We start from the raw sequence: 18,598 nt of genomic DNA on the forward strand, positions 1-18,598 counted from the left end.
ATTCATAAAACAGTATATTGGATTATTTAAAATTTAAAGCTGTTCATAAGATCATCTAGCTCGCCTTGATCTTTTGTTTGTTTTGTATTTGAATCATTTTGCTCGATTTCTAATTCTTCATCTGTTTGGGCCTGCTCCGTTTCTTCCAAGACAATATCATCAATGATGTATGGAGAATCAGAAGTGGAACTTGTAGAGTTAGAACAAAATACAGCATAATCACTTCGATCAGTAACAGGATAGTCGTCTCTTGACACTTCCTGCTGCAGCATAACTTTAAAGTGCTTAAATCGGTCAAACCAAGCTTTTTCGATCCGCATTGGGTATTGACCAGATAAAAATAGTAAAGCTTCGTCTTTATTTAACCGTGTAATTTCATCAGCTGTGATCAGGTCACGTCCCATGTAATGAGCTGATTCACTTTTGGATGAAGAGGTACTGTTGCTTGAATTAGACTGGTTTTTAACTCGAATCGTTGTTTTTCCGGCTAACTGGCTGAAGTACTTGGCTGTTTCATGTTCACCGGCTTTTAGCAGCAAGCGAATGTCACAGTTGTTCATAACCTCTTTGGCGATTTCTTTTCCATATACTCGCTCTAGCTGACTGGTGTCCTGCAACACGATTGTTACTTCAATACCAAGGCTTCGTGTCGTAGAAAGTCGTTCTTCAAAGTTGGGTATTTTACCGATATTCGCAAATTCATCAAGCTGCAGTAATACATTGTTTGGCAGCGTTCCATAATGCTGATCTGCCAGTCGATAGAGCTCTGAAAACATTTGAGTGAAGAAGGTAGTAATCAAAGGGCGGAACTCATTATCAGCAATTGGCATGATGATATAAACGATCATTTTCTTTTTGCCCAAGTCCTCAAATAAAAAGTCATTGGCTGCGGTGAATTGACATACGTCTTCGTACTGCCACGGATTGAGCGTCTGCATAAGCGTAATAAAAACATCACCCATTGTTTTTTCTTTTAAATTCTCAACCGCTGTCTGATAGGCTTTTCTAACAACATGCCCCGGTTCAAATTCGTGAAATGCTTTCTTTAGTTCTTCTTCTGGCAATTGTCCTACAGCTATAACGCTTCCCATATGCTGCTCTTGAGGAGAGAGAGCGTACTTAACATATAAAATAAGCGCCTGAAGAACAGAAGTCTGAGCCTGATTCCAAAAATCTTTTCTCAGCTTTGATTCGTCACCAGCATTATTGACCAGTGTATCAGCAACTTTAAATGCATCTGAATCTTTTCTAATGTATTCAAATAGATTATATCGGTCGGAAACATCCCGGTTTTTAAAATTAACAAGCCGTACATCATAGCCTTGTTCACGCTTGGCCTGTGATGTTTTTTCATAAAGCTCGCCTTTTGGGTCCACAGCGACAATGGATTTACTTGTATTGTTCAAAATGTTCGGGATGATCACAGAGCGCGTTTTGCCAGCGCCAGATCCTCCGACGAGAAAAACATTGCGGTTTAAATGGCTTTTTGTATGCTGAATAATTGGTTTCCGTTTGTACATACCTAAAATGGTTCCGTCTCCCTGAAAGGTTGTCGTAATGGAATTGGTTTTGAAAATTTCCGAATCCGTTGCCCATCGTGAAGTGCCATATGCACCGTATTGGGAAGCTTCTTCATACTTATTCGACTTTTGAAAAAAAGCTTTTCCGGACAAAAGCAGTGTTCCAGCAAGAAGAATAGGCTGCATTTGCATAAACAAGTCATTTGAAAATGCTTCTGACATTGTCTGAACTGGATGTAAAAGATTATATTGAAACGCCTCATAGAATGGATTGAATTGATAATTCTTAAATAAAGAAAAATTAATCATTGCTGCAGCACTGATATACTCGGCTACGCTTCCAGTGATTCCAAACGCTAGCAGTGATTGTTTCCATTTGTCTTTAGCTACTACCATTATCATCGCGTCCTTTCCTGATTTTGAGCTTTTTTACGGGCCTGTTCTCGTTCCCATTCTTCCTGTTCTAACTCCCGATTAATTTGGTAAAACAAGTTGTCAATAAATGAAGTATCAATCACCAACCTGGGTTCTCGCTCGTATTGATACGCCAATTCACGGGGCGGGGGATCGAAAGAGCGTATTCTCTCTTTTGTTAATTGGAATTGTTCGCGAAAAAACTTCCGGTCTTCATTTGAAATCTTGAGTTTGTGTTCGACTCCATCCCGGTCGTGGTAAGAGGCACGAATAGCTACATGGCAATGGGGATGGTCTGGATTCCGATGTTCAGCTGCTACCCATTGAAGCCTGTATCCTTTTTGGATTTCCCACTCTTTCATGACATCCCGTATCATCGCTTGATAATCCCCAGGTTCAAATCCAGATCTCGTCCATTCATCTCCAGACATTGAAAACAAAACGGTATGAATATGTGGAACGTCAGGATGAGAGAAACGTTTTTCTTTTAAAGAATCAATAAATCCTCCTGCATCGGCAGCATTGTGGCACTCAGAAAAAAGTCCGAGTGACTCGGATCGATCTTCTCTTTCTCTAAAACCGATATATCGGATATGAGAACGGGCATCTTCGAAGGATTTAATATACTTATGAGAAGCATATGCACCAATTTCAACCCACTCCTTTTACTGCATATCAGATTAAAAATTAGATAATTTTACATACTCATTTGATCATTTGGTCTTTCTTTCTTTTGTTCCTGATGATCGGTGAGTGCCATTTTTCGCAAGTTCTTTACTGCTTGTTTTCCGTTAGAAGAGATCGAGTATTGGTCACTAATTCGAATACGATTTTGATTTAAGATCCGTGCATCCAAAAACATCTCCAGAACATCTTCAACGCCTTTTACAATTTGATTATGGAAAACAGGCGTAGCATACAAAGCAGCGGTTGACTCAATTTGCGTTTTGTAAATCATTTTTGCCAGCCGATTAATCTGGTCATCGACTGCCTGCTTAACGCTGTGAGCGATTCGTGGAGCATATAAATCGTCAAACAAAAGCTGTCCATCTCTAGCAATGTACTGCTTCATTAATTCTTCAATTTCAGCGTTATGATGCTGCTTTTTTCGATTAGCAATTTTCTCGAATTCAGCAAGTACACCTTGGTCAATCCGAATATTCTTTTGCTGCTTCCTGGCCATTGTGTTCCTCCTTTAAAGCCATTAAATTAAGGTGCTTGTTTTCTACTAAAATACAGGTGCTAGCACCCTAATAGCTTTCATAATACAGTATATCAGATTAAATATAGCTAGTCAAAAATAGGAGGTAGCTGTTTCAGCCCATGCGAAGCATGGCTTTTAATCCCCTGGCTAGGGGATTTATCTCCGCCACCCCTTCCCAATGCCCTGCATTTGGTTTGAGGGGAGGGGGTCGCTTGCGGAGGGCGTGGCCCTTGCTGCGCGATTTTTGTAGCAGGGCCATGTTTAGATTTTAATCTTAGTGAAGTATAATAGATTGAAGAAGGGGCTGATAAAATGCCAAAATTAAATAAAGGAAAAACCATAAAATTAAGCATTCGATTATCCGCCAGTGCAAGAGAGCAGATCGAAATCGCCGCAAAAAATTTAGGCGTTTCTTTAGCAGGAATCATTTTATTTGAATTAACAAAGCTGCTGAAAAATCCTCCATCACAAACGGAAATCACTGATCTTGAAGATGCCATCACGCTTGAGCGTGAACATTTCGTTTTAACGGTAAACGAAAACCTGATGAATCAGATCAATCATTTAGCTGAAGACTATGGAATGAAAAAGAACCGATTGATTGGATACATTGTATCGAATCACTTTGAACACGTAGTGAATACAGGTGCAGAAAAAGACATCGAAGCGAAGAAGTTAATGGTCCAAGTGAATGAAACATTAAAAAAAAAGATGATGGAATACAGTGAAAAGCATTATATTCCATTGAACGCTCTAGTTTCATACTCCGTTTTGCAAGGGCCCTCTGAGCAACTACCTTCATATGAAGACGGAGAAATGGTTACTTTCTTTACAAACGTTCCGGCTTATATTGGAGAATTAATAAAGGAAAGAGCTGAAGAAGAAAATATTCGGGAACATTTTTACACTTCTTTGTGTTTGTATAAGCAATTTATGACTCCGGGAGGTAGATTTTATTGAAATATTGAGGCTGGTTGAGTAAAAACATAGAGGTGCCATGGAATGAAAGAACAGCGAAAGTCTGTAGTTAGCATTGATATAACTAAGATAAAAACAGTAAAAGAGTTGCACTTGCTTCTTAAAGAAAGGCTTGAGTTCCCTGATTATTACGGAGAAAACTGGGACGCTTTTTGGGACTGTATACTAGATCCTAATGCGATGCCAGAGGAGTTAATGCTCGTTGGCTGGTCTGAGTTGGAAAAAACCTTACCCTCTGATGGAGAAAGTATGAAAGAGTGCTTACTAGAATACAATGAAGAGCTTCCAGAATGGAAATGCAAATTCTTCTTTAATTAAAGTCTGTTTTAGTTGAAAGAGACACTCGTGAAAAAAACAGAAATGTTAATGTATAACAAAGCTGTATAACTTTATGTGGAATTACTATATACTATCTATTCTATAATTGATTATTTGCGACTTAAATTGTCGAAACAAAGGCTGTATAAATGGAAGAGGTTAAGGATGTGAAGCAATGCTTAATTGGGAAGGTAATTTAGAAACAATAGAACATGTACATGAATGGTTAAACCTTTGTTCGCATGTTTATTATGGAAGTGATTCAGACCAAACTATAAGAGTCGATCTTTCAGACCTAGGGAAATTATCGCCGGCAGGATGTACAGTGTTATCTTCTACTTTGGATTACTTGAATTTATTTTTCTATCTAGATATTACGATACCTAAAAACCGTAAAATTATTAGCTATATGGAGAGAATGAACTTCTTTAGAGTATGTAGCCCTGAAATAAAGAACAAATTTGAAAGACAGACTAATATGGATTTATTTTATAACCGCCATCGAAATAATAAAGAAAACAAATTGTTTGAGATAACAAAATGTGAAAATCCTGATGATGTAGGGACTTTGCATAATTCAATAACAAAGATTTTAAAAAAGACATCTAAACTCCCTAAAGACAGAATCGCCGATATTGCCAATATCGTATCTGAACTAGGCAATAACGCATTGGAACATGCTGAATGTCCCCCATTTTCTTGTATTCAGTATTACGATTATAATAATGTCGTTAAAATTGCTATTTGCGACACGGGTAAGGGTATTTATAATAGCTTAAAGAAAGCTGTTAACTCAAATAAACCAGATCATGTGATTAGAGAGGCTATTCTAACGACAGCTTCAAGGCATGTCAATGACAATAGAGGAAAAGGTCTAGTGGACGTTAAATCTAGAGCTTACAATTTTAGTAACGTTAATTTTTATTTAAGATCGCATAATTGTGCATACACAATAGAAGAAGATGATTTGGTGGTTTTAGCAAAAGGAGATTATTTCTTTGGGACATACTTTTATTTAACAATTGAAGTATAATTGCTATTGACATTATGTACTTATTGAATTAATCTATAAATAGATTCCGATTTCAAAAATAAATTTGAAACCGGAGAAAGCGGTGAATTTTTAAATGAAACGTATTTTCCTTCAAGACGAAGGATACAAAAGCAGAAATTTCTTGCATCGCCCATCACTACAACCCTTAAATAGTAGGATAATGTCCGAAGTTATCGGTTCGCCTAAAGGCACAGTATTTTACTATGATATGACCGAAGTGGATGGAATAAATGTTTCAGGAGTGCATGAAATAATAACGAAAATTGTTAGCTGGATGCGAGAAAGCGTTCAATCTCATGATAAGTATCTCTATTTGGACAGTCTTAACGAAGAATATGATCATGAATATAACATCAGCAGTTCTTTGGCCGGTCTCAAGGACTGCATAGTAGCAAGGACGGAAGAAGGTCATTTACTTCTTGGTCATCTTGGAAAAACACTAACAGAAATTTTAAATATTGTTTACGAAAAGAAAAAGATAACGGCAAGGGAACTTTCCGATGAATATGGTAAAAAATTAACTTTAGCAAGTACTCAATTATCTGATCTTTATAACCTTCGGTTAATTACCCGCGATGAAATCATACTCGAGGAAGGCGGAAGGCAATTTTTATATCAAAGTCTTTTTTAATGAGCCAAATGCGGCTCATTAAAAAAAAGGGATTTCAAAAAAAAAAATTGAAATCAAATGGGGTTAATCACCCTCATTTTAAATAGATGGATTTCAAAAAAAAAATTGAAAGCGAGAAGGGAGAAGGGATTTAAAGTGACTATAAAAAATCAACATGTGACACCGCATCCTAGTGGGGGTTGGCAAATAAAAGGAGCTGGAAACTCAAGGGCTACATTAAAAACGGCTACACAATTGGAGGCTGTAAACAGAGCAACACAGATTGCACAAAATCAAAAATCGGAATTGATTATACACCGAAAAAACGGACAAATCAGAGAAAAAAATAGTTACGGGAATGACAAGTTCCCACCACGTGGATAGATTACTATATTACAAGAAAAGGAATGATTACATTGACGAAAAATAAAGATTTAAATTTAACCGTCGTAAATATTGAGGAACATTCAAAGGAAGGTAAACCAGTACCTAAGCATAATGTAAATTATAAGTTCCGAGTTGATAAAATCATGGTAGTGTCAGAAACTCGTTTCTTAACAGGCAGAAACATTTTAATAAAAGCTGGTTTAGTACCACCAGATAATTATCGACTAGATATGAAACTAAAAGGCGGTAGTACACGTAAAATCGAACTTGATGAAGAAGTGGACTTTGCTACTCCTGGTCTAGAAAGATTTCTGACACTTCCATTAGATCAAACGGAGGGAACTTGTAATGGAACAATTGCGTAAAGAATTCTACTTAGAAGAGGATGAAGTTGCTTACTTAGATTCGTTGGGAATTACTTGGGAAACTATTGCTGAAGGTTCAGGTTATTGGCTTTTACTTCATCATTTCCCTATACCAACTGGTTATAATATCCAAACCGCTATAGCAGCTATACAATTACAAAGCAATTATCTTGTTGCTGGGTTGGATATGGTTTATTTCACTCCTAGCCTGTATAGGATTGATAATGTTCCAATTAGAGCTACTGAATATACACAAATGATAGATCAAAAACAATTTCAGCGATGGTCTCGCCATAGAACTGGGACGAATCCATGGAGACCCGGTGTTGATAATCTTAGTACACATATAGGATTAATCGAGGAATGGCTTCTTCGCGAATTCAAAACGGTGTCAACCTCATGTTAAACCGAGTAAAGTTGCGCTTAACGGGTCGTCAGCATTCATCACTTTATAATCATCTTTTTCCCGGAGATGGCTTGGAAGCAGTAGCCTTTGCTTTATGTGGAATTACAGAAAGACAGGTAGAAACTAGTACTCAGAGGGTACTAAGTATTCATCGTATCTACAAAATTCCACATGAAGAGTGTAGCATCAGAACTGAATCGCGGGTTAAGTGGCCGACTGAGTACATTATTCCTCTAATTGATGAAGCCATTCGTAAAAAAATGGTTTTACTAAAAATCCATAGCCATCCTAATGGATTAATGCAATTCTCAAAGTACGATGACCTATCTGATAAAGAACTTTTTCCAAGAATCGCAGACCGGTTAGAAACAGAGTTTCCCGGTGTTAGTGCAATTATGGTTTCTGATGGTACAATTTTAGCTAGATCATGGGATGCTATTGGAAATACCCAACCAGTTCATTCTATCTCTATAGCTGGGGATGATATTAAAATTTGGCCTGCAATTCAAAAAGAGCCAGCAACAATTCCTGCTTTTATGAAAAGAACTGGACAAGCTTTTGGAAAAGGAACTACAGAAATTCTAAAAACACTATCTATAGGTGTTGTTGGAGTATCAGGAACAGGTAGCCCTACAGCGGAAATGCTTTATCGACTAGGTGTAGGAGAACTAGTACTGGTTGATGATGATATAGTAAAAGACATTAATGTTGGCCGGATTTATAACTCCACAATTGCTGATGCAGAAGCCAAACGTTATAAAGTGGAATTAATGGCAGATGCACTTGAGAGGATAGGGTTGCCAACCAAAATAGTTCCGATTTGTAAAAATTTGTATTATCCAGAAGTAATACAACTTCTAGCTCAGTGCGACATTATTTTCGGTTGTATGGACTCCGTAGAAGGTAGGGACACTCTTAATCGTTTATGTGTTTACTATAACATCCCTTACTTTGATCTGGGTGTAAAGATCAAAGCAAATGGATACGGGGGCGTTGACCAAGTATGTGGAACAGTGCATTATTTACAGCCAGATGGTTCTAGTCTTAGCAGTCGTAAAGTATATACGCCGGATAAGCTTAGGACGGAGAATATGAAGCGTAAAAACCCAGATCTGTATTTGCAACTTCTGGAAGATAAGTATATTGAGGGAGCAAATGAAGAAAGTCCAGCTGTAATTAGTGTAAATACACTAGTATCCAGTTTAGCAGTTAACGAGTTACTATGCAGGATACACCCTATTCGAGATGATCCCAACGACAACAAGAAAATCACCTCAATTACAGTCAGTCTTACACAAACTCGTTTGGTAACCGATAATGAAAAGGAACCCTGTCCAGTATTATCTCATTATGCCGGGCGGGGTAATATATTACCACTATTAGGTCTACAGGAATTAGCCGAAAGGAATAATACTTAATGAGGCTCGTTAATTTATTTGAGAAAATTACCAATTTAATCAAAAGAATTTTTAGCACTTCTAAATCAAAAATTTACCGCTCCATTTATTTAACGGAGTTACCGGATAATCTGTCAAAGGATACAATCTATATTCTTGGGGAGGGTAAATACCTTTGGTCTGCTGCATTAATATGTCCATGTGGGTGTCAGGAACTTCTTCAGATTAGTTTACACAAAGATGGAAGACCTAAATGGGAAATTGCTCAACATAATGATGGAACTGTTTCCCTCCATCCTTCTATCTGGAGACAAAAAGGCTGTAGGAGTCATTTTTGGTTGAAGAAGGGACAAATCCATTGGTGTGAAGATTAGGAATTTATCTGTCAAATTAACTCTCTCTCAATAGGCTTCGTTACCCATACATGTTATGATTAATGGAGAGAGAGGACATCTAATAGATTTTTGCTAGCACATTTTTAAACGGATAAAAGGTCTCGGAGACTTTTATTTATTGAAATATGAGGTTTTGCGATACATTTTTAATCAAACTTTTTTATAACCTTTTTTCAAAACATGCTCTTTCTGTTTGTTCATTTATCAAAGTTATTAGTATTAATTTGATCAAACTTTATTTCACTTTAAATGTTTCTATTTTTTTGATGAAATTTGATTTTAACATTGTAGAGTAGCAACTCTGCCGCTTAAACGAATTGTAGAAAAACACACTAGAGGTAAAGAAGCCTTTCACATTAAAATAAAAATATTTTTCGTTCTTCCTTTGTATTCCTCTTCTTTTTCTTGCAGCCTGTACACCTGATAATCGAACTCAAAATGGAAAAGAATCTGCTCCTGCAAATCAACCGCCTTCTGTAACCGGGAACAACGGCGAAGAGGAAAGTGCTGTTGTACAAGGTTATATCGTTAGGAAAAGTGAAAATTCAATACGAGTTATGCCTGAAATCACTAAAGAAGAAATCATGGGCAAGAACCCAGATGGATTAGAGGCATATTTAAGAAAAAGTTATGATGGCGAAGCTTATGCTATTCACTTATCTGAAGTTGATGAGATTATTAAATCATCGTTACACATTGGACAGAAAGTAATAGTTACGTATGATTGGATATACATTACGGGACCACCAAGTGGTACTGCTTTGAAAATGAGAATTGTAGAGGAATAAAATTAATATGACCTTAAATAGTTCTCCAGACTATTTAGGGTTTTTCGGCAATCTCAAACAACCATATTGGTATTCAAAGTGGTTAATTTATCCTATTTATATTTAATCTAATATACTGTATTATGAATAAATGAAATAGTGAAAGATTGAATGAAGGATCAAATTAAGAAAGGTGGTGGACATTTTTGGGGGAGAAGAAGGTGATTGTTCGACTAAATGTAGATGTGCCAATGAAGCTTAAAAGACGTATTAAGATCTATTGTGCACAAGAGGATGTAGATATAAAAGAAGTTGTGATTCTGGCTATTGAAGGCTTTTTAGATGAAATGGAGAAGGACTCACTTCACTCGCGGGTGCAAGGATAATAAATTATCTTGGTTAATTTTTAATCTAATATACTGTAATTTGAATCTCGAATATAAAACGAAAACAAGGAGAGGTTTGCACATGAAAAAAGATAGGAAAGCTTTCTTCGCCAAACTATATGCAGCCACTATAGTTACACTGCTAGTTCTTGTCCCAACGTCTACAAGCGCCACAGCTCCATCTTCTTATGTGAACAAAATATCTGATGGATTGTTTGCAGAAATATTGAAAGTAGCTCCAAAGATTGCGCTTGTTGTGATCGGGTTCTCTTTCTTGATGTACATTGTGGCTGGTGATGAGCATAAGAAAAGCAAACATAAAAGCACAGCTTATATCGCGATTGTTGCTTACTTGATTTTGCTTGTGTTGCAGCCGTTATTAGGGTGGCTGGATGGTTTGATTTAATTACGACAAGAAAAGCACTCTTTGATTTCAGAGGGTGCTTTCTTTATAAGAATAGGAGTTGAGATTGTGAGGGAAAAAAAGCAATTTTTCATTCCGAAAAACTATGACAAAAAATTCGAATGGATTCCGGGCATTTCAGGATGGCAGCATGTAGCCTTCCTGCCGATTATTGCATTGGATTTCATCATTCTGCAACACACACCTTTTAGCTTTTCAAACAAAGTAACGTTCATTGCGATTTCGCTTGGCCTACCGTGGATTCTCATGGGCACACATCCCATCAGGGAAAACGTTCCATTGTATAAGCATCTTCAGTGGAAACTAAAGTTTCTGAACCGACAACGCTTATTTCAATACAGGAAAGAAGGTTATATGAATGAAGTGGATCAATCGCAAGACAAAGGCGAAAGAGGCAAAACAGCAGGAGAAAGCACTGAAATCCGTTCAGCAGTTGATTCCAATCAAGGAGATCGAGCAAGGAAAGTTAATCACGCCAGGTCACAAAATGGTCCAATGCTTGAAAGTGTCAGCCATAAATCTGGAACTGACAAGCAACGCGGAGTGCAATGAACTTTTTGAGTTGTTTGAAGGGTTTTTAATGACACTCACATACCCGGTCCAGCTTACAAATGTCTCCATGCCAGTTGATCTGAAAAGCTATATTGCAGATCAGGAGAGGACACATTTTTTAACCAAAAATCCGTATAAACGACAGCTACAAGAAAGTTACATTGAGTATGCCAAAGAGATTGAAATCAGTCAGGACATTATGCAGCGACAGCGCTACGTCATTTTCTGTGAGCAAATGAAGGAAGATACGCCGGAGATCCGATACGAAACGATGCTGGAACTGGAAGAGAAGAAAGATGAAATTGTTACCTCTCTTTTGGAGTTGGAACTTATAGCTGAGGAGGTAACAGATCTTGAATTAATACGTTACCTTCATACATTGTTTGACTATAACGAAGCGCAAAACAGGCCCATTGAAAGTGAAACCATTTCACAGATCATTCAGGGAGGGAAAGAAGATGTTCAAACAATCGGAAATGATTGAACCAACTCAGGCCATGACATTGAAAGATATGATTGCTCCAGCACCTGTTTTTCAAGAAGAAATGTCGCATATTCGATTAGGTGACAACTTTGCACGAACCTTTTTAGTTATTGATTTTCCCCGGCAGCCTAAAGGGAATTTTCTTTCGAAACTGTATCGTTTTAAAGGCAATCTAACGGTTTCTACTCATTTGGTTCCGAAGCCTTCTGACGAATATATTAAGCAAACGGAACGATCGATCAGTGAGTTGAACACAGAGCTACATGGCAAAAAGGTTGTAAAGATGAAGCCAGCACGCAAATTAGCGCTTGAACAAAAACTGAAAGCAGCTGAAGATACGCTGGAAAAACTAATGAGCGGCGATAATAAAAGTATTTTTCATGTTCATATGTATCTTCACCTTCAAGCACCATCATTAGACGAACTGGACAGAGCCACTAAACGGTTGAAAGTAAATGCTTTTAAAAGAGGACTGCGGATCGCTCAAGCAGATACAAATATGATTGAAGCATTCAAATCGATACTACCTACGTTATCTAATACAATTCCGGAAATGACTTATCGTAATTTTGATACGGAAGCAGCAAGCAGCCTGTTTCCTTTTGATGAATCAGAGCTCTTTCATAACAGAGGAATCATCAAAGGAATCAATTTGACAACAGACAGCCTAGTATTGATCGACCAAAAAGCATTGGCTTCTCATAATGAATTTATTGTAGGGCAGACAGGTATGGGAAAAACTTTTTATTTAATAAAAGATCTGCTGCGGAAATGGATGACTGGAGATCGCGTGTTTGTGATCGATCCAGAGGGCGAAATTTCAAAGGTATGTGAAAAGGTGGGCGGGCAGGTGATCAAAATGTCACCAATGTCTAAATCAGTTGTGAACATTTTAGAAATTAAAGCGTCAATGGATTCAACTGATCTAGAAGCAGACGAGCAAGATGAATCGGAAGTGCTGCCGCTACTGTTTCAAAAAATTCAGCGCTTAAAAATCTTCTTTAAGCTGATCAAAAAGAATATGGAGATTGTGGAGATGGCTCAGCTCGAAAAAGCGATCATTGCCACGTATGAGCAAAAAGGGATTGGTTTTGTAACGGACTTCAGAAGACTGAAAGCAACAGATTTTCCGATATTGGAAGACTTGTATAACGAAATTGAAAACAAGGAACGGTACTCTCATTTACAAGATTTTCGTGAAATTCTTTATATGTACGTAAAAGGATCAAACAGCCGGATGTTTAACGGCCATACCAACGTTGACCTTAGTAATGATTTTATTTCTTTTAACCTAAAAGAGCTTGAAGAAGAATCAGATTCGCAAGCAGCGGCGATGTATAACGCTTTAAGCTTTTTATGGGATGAGATTACGCAAAAGAAAGAACAATTCACCTGGCTGAATGTCGATGAAGCTCATACGATTGCCGATCCCGACAATCCAAGGGCTATGAAATTTCTATATCAAATTTACAAGCGTATTCGGAAGTATAGCGGCGGTGCGACAGTAGCTACTCAGCAAATAGCCGATTTCTTATCAGCCCAAGAAGGACACAGAAACTATGGACAAGCTATTATCGGCAACTCCATTTCTCAGCTGATCCTTCCATTGAAAGAAAAAGACATTGCCGATTTGAAAAACCACGAAATTCTCAAGCTGTCAGAGGAAGAAGAGCTTATCATAAGCAAATTCCGACAGGGTGAAGGCATTTATGTTGTAGGGAATAACCGTGTTCACATGAAGGTAGATCATACACCGGAGGAAATGAGGCTGATCCATCCGGAGAAATATGAAAAGATTTACGGACAGAAAGTGATGTTGCAGCATGCACATTAAGCTGACTATAATCGTCATTCAAAACTGGAAGAAGCTCCTTATTCTACTGATTACGATCTTCATGATTATGTTTATGTTTTTCTTTGGCGGACAAGAGCAACAACAGGAGAATGGCTACACAGGAGACGGCACTGGCGGTGATGCTCAAGTATCGGAACTTGTTCAACGATATGAACCGTTAGTAGCCAAATATGCCACTCAATATGGTGTTTCTGATTATGTTCAGATGCTGCTTGCAAAAATGATGCAGGAATCAGGAGGAAGGCTGCCGGATGTCATGCAGTCTTCCGAATCAATTGGATTGCCGAGGAACTCGATTACCGATCCAGAACAGTCTATTGATGTTGGCGTGAAGTACTTTGCAGGTGTACTAAAAAAAGCTGGAGGCGATGTAAAGTTAGCTTTGCAGTCGTATAACTTTGGAACAGGTTTTATTGACTATGCAAAAGCACGAGGCGGCTATTCAAAAGAAGTAGCACAATCCTTTTCTAATATGATGGCGGCAAAAATGGGATGGAGCCGATACGGAGATATAAATTACGTTGACAACGTCTTGCGCTATTACACAGGTGCAACATATGGAGTAAGTGCGGCGGAAATAGGAAACCCGAATGCAATGGGATTTGTTCAACCACTGGATACTAAGGTTACTTCACCTTTTGGAGTGAGAATTCATCCAATAACCGGAGTTGCTAAGTTGCACGCAGGGATTGATTATAGCTGCAATCAGTCGCCAATACCAATTCGGACTGTCAAAAAAGGTACAGTCACTAAAGCTGGTTGGCAAAATCCAAGTAATCATAACGCTGGATATGGACAGCGTGTTTATGTGGATCATGGGGGCGGGCTGGTTACGGTGTATGCGCATCTGTCGAAGATTCAAGTGAAGGTTGACCAGCCGATAGAGCAAGGCCAGTCTATCGGATTGTGTGGCACAACAGGAGCCAGTACAGGCATGCATTTTCATTTTGAAACCATTGTTGATGGCAAGAAGATTGATCCAAAACCACTTGTAGGAGGGAGATCATGAACAAAAAATATCTTTCAATTATTTTAAGTGTATTATTGATTTTCTCACTGGTGAGTAATTTTGCTTTATATGATCTATGGCAGCAAGAAAAAGACAAAGCAATTGAATTAAAACAAGAATTAAATGAGGCTAACAAGCAAATTGGAGCATTGAATAGCAACCATGAACAAGAAATTAATAAAGTCGCATCTGATTTCGTTGAAAGGCTATTTACTTATGATCCACGTGTTTATGAGAATGGTAGAGAAGCAGCACTTAAAATGACGATTGGCGGAGCAAAGGAAAAGCTGATAAAAGAACAGACTAGGGATCAATATGAAGAGTTTGGAGATCAAGGTGAGACCACTATTTCATTAGTAAATATAACGGATTCGGTTTATAACAAGACAGGAAATGAGACCGCTGAGGTAATCGTTCAGTTTGAACAGGAACTGGTATTGAAGGGAATTCGAACAAAAACAATGAATGAAATGAAGTTATGGATGTATTACACAAGCGACGGGTGGAAGATAAAAAACTATGAAATAATGCAGGTTATATAAGTTACACATGCACTTTACTAGACCAGATTAAATACAAAAGGCAAAAGGAGGAACGATAATGATTTCTGTATCAATTGATGAAGAAGTGCTTTTAGAGATTTACCGTGAAGAAGTGCAAAAAAAACTAGAAGCAGCTGATAAAGAACTTGTTTATTGGGACACACCAGAATTAAAGCGCCGTGTTTGTATGAGTTGGAACACCATTCAAGAAACATTTTTTCATGATCCGCGTTTTCCGAAACATAAGATTGGTTCCAAGTGGTATTATCCAGCGAAAGAGACAGAAGAGTTTTTATTGGTATGGTTTGAAGAACAATATTTAGCCGGCAAGAAAAGGAGGAGTTTGGTATGACAATCGGTAAAAAAATCGCCGAAGCAAGGAAACGGACGGGGCATTCACAGCGTTCACTTTCAGAAGAAGAAGAAATGACTATTTCTAAAGAATCGATAGCAAAATATGAGGGAGGAACACGAAACCTTCCAAAAGATATGTATCCACGAGTAGCGCAGGCATTGGATGATCCGCAATTTTACTTTGAAGCATGGGAAGAAACAACAGGGTTGGTTAGTATTCCTTATCTAGACGGATCTTATATCGATCATAGGGCAGCTTCCCTCGTTCATTTAGTAAAGATGGAAACCGAAAAAGCGATGAAGAGTATTGAGAAAATATGCTGGTTCAAATCAGCAGACCAGCATTCTGAGCTTGAAAAGGAAGAGATTCAGCAATTGATGAAAGAGCTGCTTGATATGGCGGCCAGCATTCTGAATTTGGTCGCGGCGCTTTGTAAGGAGCATCAATTTTCAATGAAGATGATATTTCGTCAATGGAGAGTTAGTATGAAGGTGAACCAGTATAATAAATGATAAATGAAATAAAAAACGAAAACTCTTTTGGGAAAAAGGTTTCAGTGTAAAAGGTCACTTCTTTAGGAGTGATCTTTTGTATGTTTTTAAGCAAAAAATTCTAGAAACTCATAAAAGTTACTCGAAATAATGAGTTGTTTAGTTCTAAGACATATAACTAAGTAGAAATCGTTGGTTTAGGTCCTTTTTCACGAGTTTTCAGACACTCTCACTTCCAGTATTTATGAGGTGGTATATAATAGATTTATAATGGAGGGGAAATAATGTCTAAATTGTCTACAAAATCGATACAATCGGAGCTATGTAAGATAGGACAGGAGCTCGGTTTGCATGTGAAACAAGAATACTCGTTTAAAAAAGTGCAAGGCATGTATGCTCCAAGGTATGATGTCGTTTGGCTGTTAGATGTGTCAGAATTTGCTGTGCATGAGATTCTCAGCACTTCGTTAATTGACGGTCAATACATTCCATTCACAGCATTCGAAATTGAAGGTTCAACAACTTCTTCAAAAAATCAGTTGGGTAATGTCGGGAATCTAAAGCTGTCGCCTTGTTTTTTTAACTTTTTGGTTGTTGATAATGCAGCCGCAGGAAAAGAAAATGACACATATAGACGTGCTATGAAAATTGTCCGTACTATACAACGAGTGATGGGAGAGCGTCCATTATTTTTACTTGATGCTTGTATGCTGGAGAATTTACCTAAATTTGAAAAAACTTTCAGTAGGGTGAATGCAGAAAAGAAAGCGCGATTAAAAGGATCAGGCGGGGAAAAAGGCTCTATTCCAGTAGCAGAGAAGCTATTCTATACGCTTGGCCAATCAAATCTGCAAATTGACTACGATTTTACACCAGACTATTTTAAGTGGGCTTTCCACTTAGATAAAAAATACATGCCTTCAAAGCAGTTCACCTTTGATCCTGTTTCATTCGAGCAAAAAGATGTGAAACAGGACAGCCAATATTATTATAAACCAAAAATTGATATAGTAGCTGGTTTTTATATCGGCGGTGGCTTTGTCGATTTCTTAAAAGAAATCGCATTGCGTTTAAAAAGTGATGCAGTTCACTTCCCACTGCTGCAGTACGCATTAGATAAACAATTAGAAGAACTGTATTTCCCGTTGCTAGGCATTGAAATTGAAATGAAAGAGTCAAAGCATGCATTAGGTGGACTTATGAATTTAACGAACTTTCATCAATTTGGCTGGGTGGTAGCACCCGCAGAGATGGGACCCTACATTGAAACATACAAGCATCATTTAGGTATGCAAAACATTGAGCATATTCAGGTAGAGGAGCTATAAATATGGAAATTTTATTGGTGCAGCCTTACGAAGATTATCAATATAGCTACCAAAAACTTTATAACGAAATAAAGGATATTCTTACACAGCAGCAAGTGGATTTAGTAGTATTTCCTGAAGCTTTTATTCAACTAGATGATGGAGACGACGCATGGACAGCTGTTGAGTATATAGCAGATTTATTAAATAAGCCAATATTAGCCGGCTTATCGATGCCAGATGGTTCAGAAAGAGCTTATTATGTAAACTGGGACCCAAAAGAGGGCGAAACAGAAGATAAATACTTTATAAAACATTCAACGGCTATGACGACAATATTTGATTATGAGTTTACAAATGCAGAACTAGAGTCGATATACGCACCGATTATTTTAAATAACGAGCGTATTCAGGTATATATTTGCCATGATATGTTTTTTCCCTTAGTAACAGAACGCCTGGAGCAAGAAGGTGTGGATATACTCATTAATTTGTCGGGTGGCAATGTAAAGATGTCTAAATGGTGCAACCTGTTAAAGGGACGATCAATTGAGCTGAACTCTTATGTTTTCTGTACAATGGGCAACCGAGTAAATATGAGTCAGCCGTCTGATCGTATTGGTTATTATCAGGGAAATAAACTACAACCTTCTTACATAAAAGGATATGGGGAAAAGGAACATGCTTTTAGCATTTTCTCCACAATAGAGGAGCAATATTACTTAGAAGAAACATCGCCTTATTATAGCAATAAAGTCTATGATCAATTTACGGTAGGCACAAATGAACAATCTGACTATGTAATTGACTTTTCTTCTTGCACGATCAAATCGTCTTTACCAGACAATTCAAATGAGATGGAGCATTCTTTACATCTCACTAAAGGGAGAGAGAATGTGCAAGTGCATATAGCAAATTATGAGGATTTGTATGATCGCATATATTTGTATAAACAGCCCCAGCATATAGGTACCCATCAAATCATTGTTTATGTAACGGACCAAGAGGTAGATTTAGGAAAGACGATTGCTTTGTTAAAACTTAGAGTTATAGAAAGCCGGTTTGCTGCTGTAGTGGCAGCACCTAACCTTTTAATAGGTGCAAAAACAAATCGTTACAAAGATGTGCAGCTATTCAAGAGCACGGCCAATCAAATCGGTTATGACCTTCAGCATATGTACGGTATTACAAGTATTTACCAAAAGGGTGAAAATAATATGCTCGGTATTGCATTAAAGCATAGAAAGAAATATGAAGAGCTAGTAGGCTTATAAGCCATAATGTTTATTAATTATATTAAAACATGGCCAATTGTTTAGACTACACTTTTATTGACCATGCAAAATTACGATGTAGATCCCTTAATTATTTGAGATCA

24 protein-coding genes are annotated in these 18,598 nt (G+C 37.7%); 21 read left to right on the forward strand and 3 right to left on the reverse strand.

The window, feature by feature from the left end; translation table 11 throughout:
* Window positions 1-26: 26 nt before the first annotated feature.
* The 3 genes from BTO28_RS01255 to BTO28_RS01265 form a co-directional block, all read right to left on the reverse strand.
* Window positions 27-1,922, reverse strand: coding sequence for a VirD4-like conjugal transfer protein, CD1115 family (locus tag BTO28_RS01255; RefSeq protein WP_083711219.1), 1,896 nt, complete (start codon window positions 1,920-1,922; stop codon window positions 27-29).
* A complete protein-coding gene (locus tag BTO28_RS01260) occupies window positions 1,919-2,311 on the reverse strand; it encodes a hypothetical protein (RefSeq protein ID WP_076763237.1) in 393 nt (130 codons plus the stop codon). Before BTO28_RS01260 ends, BTO28_RS01255 begins: the two co-directional genes overlap by 4 nt.
* Before the next feature lie 320 nt (window positions 2,312-2,631).
* Window positions 2,632-3,117: a hypothetical protein gene (locus BTO28_RS01265; protein WP_076763239.1), complete on the reverse strand. Its 486-nt coding sequence runs from the start codon at window positions 3,115-3,117 to the stop codon at window positions 2,632-2,634.
* A 333-nt stretch (window positions 3,118-3,450) separates the two neighbouring features.
* On the opposite strand from BTO28_RS01265, the gene BTO28_RS01270 reads away from it, so the two are divergent.
* The 21 genes from BTO28_RS01270 (at window position 3,451) to BTO28_RS01370 (ending at window position 18,494) form a co-directional block, all read left to right on the forward strand.
* Window positions 3,451-4,098 (forward strand): hypothetical protein, encoded by a 648-nt coding sequence (locus BTO28_RS01270; RefSeq protein WP_076763241.1) that lies wholly within the window; start codon window positions 3,451-3,453, stop codon window positions 4,096-4,098.
* Window positions 4,099-4,140: 42 nt separating this feature from the next.
* Window positions 4,141-4,434, forward strand: coding sequence for a barstar family protein (locus BTO28_RS01275; protein ID WP_076763243.1), 294 nt, complete (start codon window positions 4,141-4,143; stop codon window positions 4,432-4,434).
* Between the two features lie 175 nt (window positions 4,435-4,609).
* Window positions 4,610-5,467 (forward strand): hypothetical protein, encoded by an 858-nt coding sequence (locus BTO28_RS01280; RefSeq protein ID WP_076763245.1) that lies wholly within the window; start codon window positions 4,610-4,612, stop codon window positions 5,465-5,467.
* Window positions 5,468-5,561: 94 nt separating this feature from the next.
* Complete coding sequence (locus tag BTO28_RS01285) at window positions 5,562-6,119, forward strand: hypothetical protein (RefSeq protein WP_144289421.1); 558 nt, start codon at window positions 5,562-5,564, stop codon at window positions 6,117-6,119.
* A 57-nt stretch (window positions 6,120-6,176) separates the two neighbouring features.
* Complete coding sequence (locus tag BTO28_RS01290) at window positions 6,177-6,482, forward strand: DUF2188 domain-containing protein (protein ID WP_083711221.1); 306 nt, start codon at window positions 6,177-6,179, stop codon at window positions 6,480-6,482.
* A gap of 32 nt (window positions 6,483-6,514) precedes the next feature.
* Window positions 6,515-6,850, forward strand: coding sequence for a multiubiquitin domain-containing protein (locus BTO28_RS01295; RefSeq protein WP_233129796.1), 336 nt, complete (start codon window positions 6,515-6,517; stop codon window positions 6,848-6,850).
* Entirely contained in the window at window positions 6,834-7,256 is a 423-nt protein-coding gene (locus BTO28_RS01300; RefSeq protein ID WP_076763256.1) for an E2/UBC family protein, read from the forward strand. The genes BTO28_RS01295 and BTO28_RS01300 overlap by 17 nt, the downstream gene beginning before the upstream one ends.
* Window positions 7,250-8,674, forward strand: a complete 1,425-nt coding sequence (locus tag BTO28_RS01305) for a HesA/MoeB/ThiF family protein (protein ID WP_076763259.1) — start codon at window positions 7,250-7,252, stop codon at window positions 8,672-8,674. Before BTO28_RS01300 ends, BTO28_RS01305 begins: the two co-directional genes overlap by 7 nt.
* Complete coding sequence (locus tag BTO28_RS17345) at window positions 8,674-9,027, forward strand: DUF6527 family protein (protein WP_076763261.1); 354 nt, start codon at window positions 8,674-8,676, stop codon at window positions 9,025-9,027. The genes BTO28_RS01305 and BTO28_RS17345 overlap by 1 nt, the downstream gene beginning before the upstream one ends.
* 545 nt (window positions 9,028-9,572) lie before the next feature.
* Window positions 9,573-9,836 carry a DUF3221 domain-containing protein gene (locus BTO28_RS17040; protein ID WP_269843836.1) on the forward strand — a complete coding sequence of 88 codons (264 nt, stop codon included), beginning with the start codon at window positions 9,573-9,575 and terminating at the stop codon, window positions 9,834-9,836.
* A 200-nt stretch (window positions 9,837-10,036) separates the two neighbouring features.
* Window positions 10,037-10,201, forward strand: coding sequence for a hypothetical protein (locus BTO28_RS17045; RefSeq protein WP_158068771.1), 165 nt, complete (start codon window positions 10,037-10,039; stop codon window positions 10,199-10,201).
* Window positions 10,202-10,283: 82 nt separating this feature from the next.
* Window positions 10,284-10,607 carry a hypothetical protein gene (locus BTO28_RS01325; RefSeq protein WP_076763269.1) on the forward strand — a complete coding sequence of 108 codons (324 nt, stop codon included), beginning with the start codon at window positions 10,284-10,286 and terminating at the stop codon, window positions 10,605-10,607.
* Between the two features lie 66 nt (window positions 10,608-10,673).
* Complete coding sequence (locus BTO28_RS01330) at window positions 10,674-11,177, forward strand: hypothetical protein (protein WP_076763272.1); 504 nt, start codon at window positions 10,674-10,676, stop codon at window positions 11,175-11,177.
* A gap of 28 nt (window positions 11,178-11,205) precedes the next feature.
* Entirely contained in the window at window positions 11,206-11,661 is a 456-nt protein-coding gene (locus BTO28_RS01335) for a hypothetical protein (protein ID WP_076763275.1), read from the forward strand.
* Window positions 11,636-13,495: a VirB4 family type IV secretion system protein gene (locus BTO28_RS01340; protein WP_076763277.1), complete on the forward strand. Its 1,860-nt coding sequence runs from the start codon at window positions 11,636-11,638 to the stop codon at window positions 13,493-13,495. The genes BTO28_RS01335 and BTO28_RS01340 overlap by 26 nt, the downstream gene beginning before the upstream one ends.
* Complete coding sequence (locus BTO28_RS17050) at window positions 13,485-14,525, forward strand: lysozyme family protein (RefSeq protein WP_076763280.1); 1,041 nt, start codon at window positions 13,485-13,487, stop codon at window positions 14,523-14,525. Before BTO28_RS01340 ends, BTO28_RS17050 begins: the two co-directional genes overlap by 11 nt.
* Window positions 14,522-15,067, forward strand: a complete 546-nt coding sequence (locus BTO28_RS01350; RefSeq protein ID WP_076763283.1) for a hypothetical protein — start codon at window positions 14,522-14,524, stop codon at window positions 15,065-15,067. Before BTO28_RS17050 ends, BTO28_RS01350 begins: the two co-directional genes overlap by 4 nt.
* A gap of 58 nt (window positions 15,068-15,125) precedes the next feature.
* Window positions 15,126-15,419, forward strand: coding sequence for a group-specific protein (locus tag BTO28_RS01355; protein WP_076763286.1), 294 nt, complete (start codon window positions 15,126-15,128; stop codon window positions 15,417-15,419).
* Window positions 15,416-15,934, forward strand: coding sequence for a helix-turn-helix domain-containing protein (locus BTO28_RS01360; RefSeq protein WP_076763288.1), 519 nt, complete (start codon window positions 15,416-15,418; stop codon window positions 15,932-15,934). Before BTO28_RS01355 ends, BTO28_RS01360 begins: the two co-directional genes overlap by 4 nt.
* 263 nt (window positions 15,935-16,197) lie before the next feature.
* Window positions 16,198-17,241 (forward strand): hypothetical protein, encoded by a 1,044-nt coding sequence (locus BTO28_RS01365; RefSeq protein WP_076763291.1) that lies wholly within the window; start codon window positions 16,198-16,200, stop codon window positions 17,239-17,241.
* 2 nt (window positions 17,242-17,243) lie between these two features.
* Window positions 17,244-18,494 (forward strand): nitrilase-related carbon-nitrogen hydrolase, encoded by a 1,251-nt coding sequence (locus BTO28_RS01370; protein WP_076763294.1) that lies wholly within the window; start codon window positions 17,244-17,246, stop codon window positions 18,492-18,494.
* The last annotated feature ends 104 nt before the right edge of the window (window positions 18,495-18,598 follow it).

Origin of the sequence: Domibacillus epiphyticus (genome assembly GCF_001975785.1) — a bacterium.
GTDB classification, from domain to species: Bacteria; Bacillota; Bacilli; order Bacillales; family Domibacillaceae; genus Domibacillus; species Domibacillus epiphyticus.

Coding starts and splice junctions, on each gene's coding strand:
- BTO28_RS01340 (WP_076763277.1), top strand. CDS start 11,636: ATGTTCAAACAATCGGAAATGATTGAACCAACTCAGGCCATGACATTG.
- BTO28_RS01255 (WP_083711219.1), bottom strand. CDS start 1,922: ATGATAATGGTAGTAGCTAAAGACAAATGGAAACAATCACTGCTAGCG.
- BTO28_RS01305 (WP_076763259.1), top strand. CDS start 7,250: ATGTTAAACCGAGTAAAGTTGCGCTTAACGGGTCGTCAGCATTCATCA.
- BTO28_RS17050 (WP_076763280.1), top strand. CDS start 13,485: ATGCACATTAAGCTGACTATAATCGTCATTCAAAACTGGAAGAAGCTC.
- BTO28_RS01325 (WP_076763269.1), top strand. CDS start 10,284: ATGAAAAAAGATAGGAAAGCTTTCTTCGCCAAACTATATGCAGCCACT.
- BTO28_RS01360 (WP_076763288.1), top strand. CDS start 15,416: ATGACAATCGGTAAAAAAATCGCCGAAGCAAGGAAACGGACGGGGCAT.
- BTO28_RS01365 (WP_076763291.1), top strand. CDS start 16,198: ATGTCTAAATTGTCTACAAAATCGATACAATCGGAGCTATGTAAGATA.
- BTO28_RS01355 (WP_076763286.1), top strand. CDS start 15,126: ATGATTTCTGTATCAATTGATGAAGAAGTGCTTTTAGAGATTTACCGT.
- BTO28_RS01285 (WP_144289421.1), top strand. CDS start 5,562: ATGAAACGTATTTTCCTTCAAGACGAAGGATACAAAAGCAGAAATTTC.
- BTO28_RS01275 (WP_076763243.1), top strand. CDS start 4,141: ATGAAAGAACAGCGAAAGTCTGTAGTTAGCATTGATATAACTAAGATA.
- BTO28_RS01290 (WP_083711221.1), top strand. CDS start 6,177: ATGGGGTTAATCACCCTCATTTTAAATAGATGGATTTCAAAAAAAAAA.
- BTO28_RS17345 (WP_076763261.1), top strand. CDS start 8,674: ATGAGGCTCGTTAATTTATTTGAGAAAATTACCAATTTAATCAAAAGA.
- BTO28_RS01265 (WP_076763239.1), bottom strand. CDS start 3,117: ATGGCCAGGAAGCAGCAAAAGAATATTCGGATTGACCAAGGTGTACTT.
- BTO28_RS01350 (WP_076763283.1), top strand. CDS start 14,522: ATGAACAAAAAATATCTTTCAATTATTTTAAGTGTATTATTGATTTTC.
- BTO28_RS01280 (WP_076763245.1), top strand. CDS start 4,610: ATGCTTAATTGGGAAGGTAATTTAGAAACAATAGAACATGTACATGAA.
- BTO28_RS01270 (WP_076763241.1), top strand. CDS start 3,451: ATGCCAAAATTAAATAAAGGAAAAACCATAAAATTAAGCATTCGATTA.
- BTO28_RS01260 (WP_076763237.1), bottom strand. CDS start 2,311: ATGATACGGGATGTCATGAAAGAGTGGGAAATCCAAAAAGGATACAGG.
- BTO28_RS01370 (WP_076763294.1), top strand. CDS start 17,244: ATGGAAATTTTATTGGTGCAGCCTTACGAAGATTATCAATATAGCTAC.
- BTO28_RS01300 (WP_076763256.1), top strand. CDS start 6,834: ATGGAACAATTGCGTAAAGAATTCTACTTAGAAGAGGATGAAGTTGCT.
- BTO28_RS01335 (WP_076763275.1), top strand. CDS start 11,206: ATGACACTCACATACCCGGTCCAGCTTACAAATGTCTCCATGCCAGTT.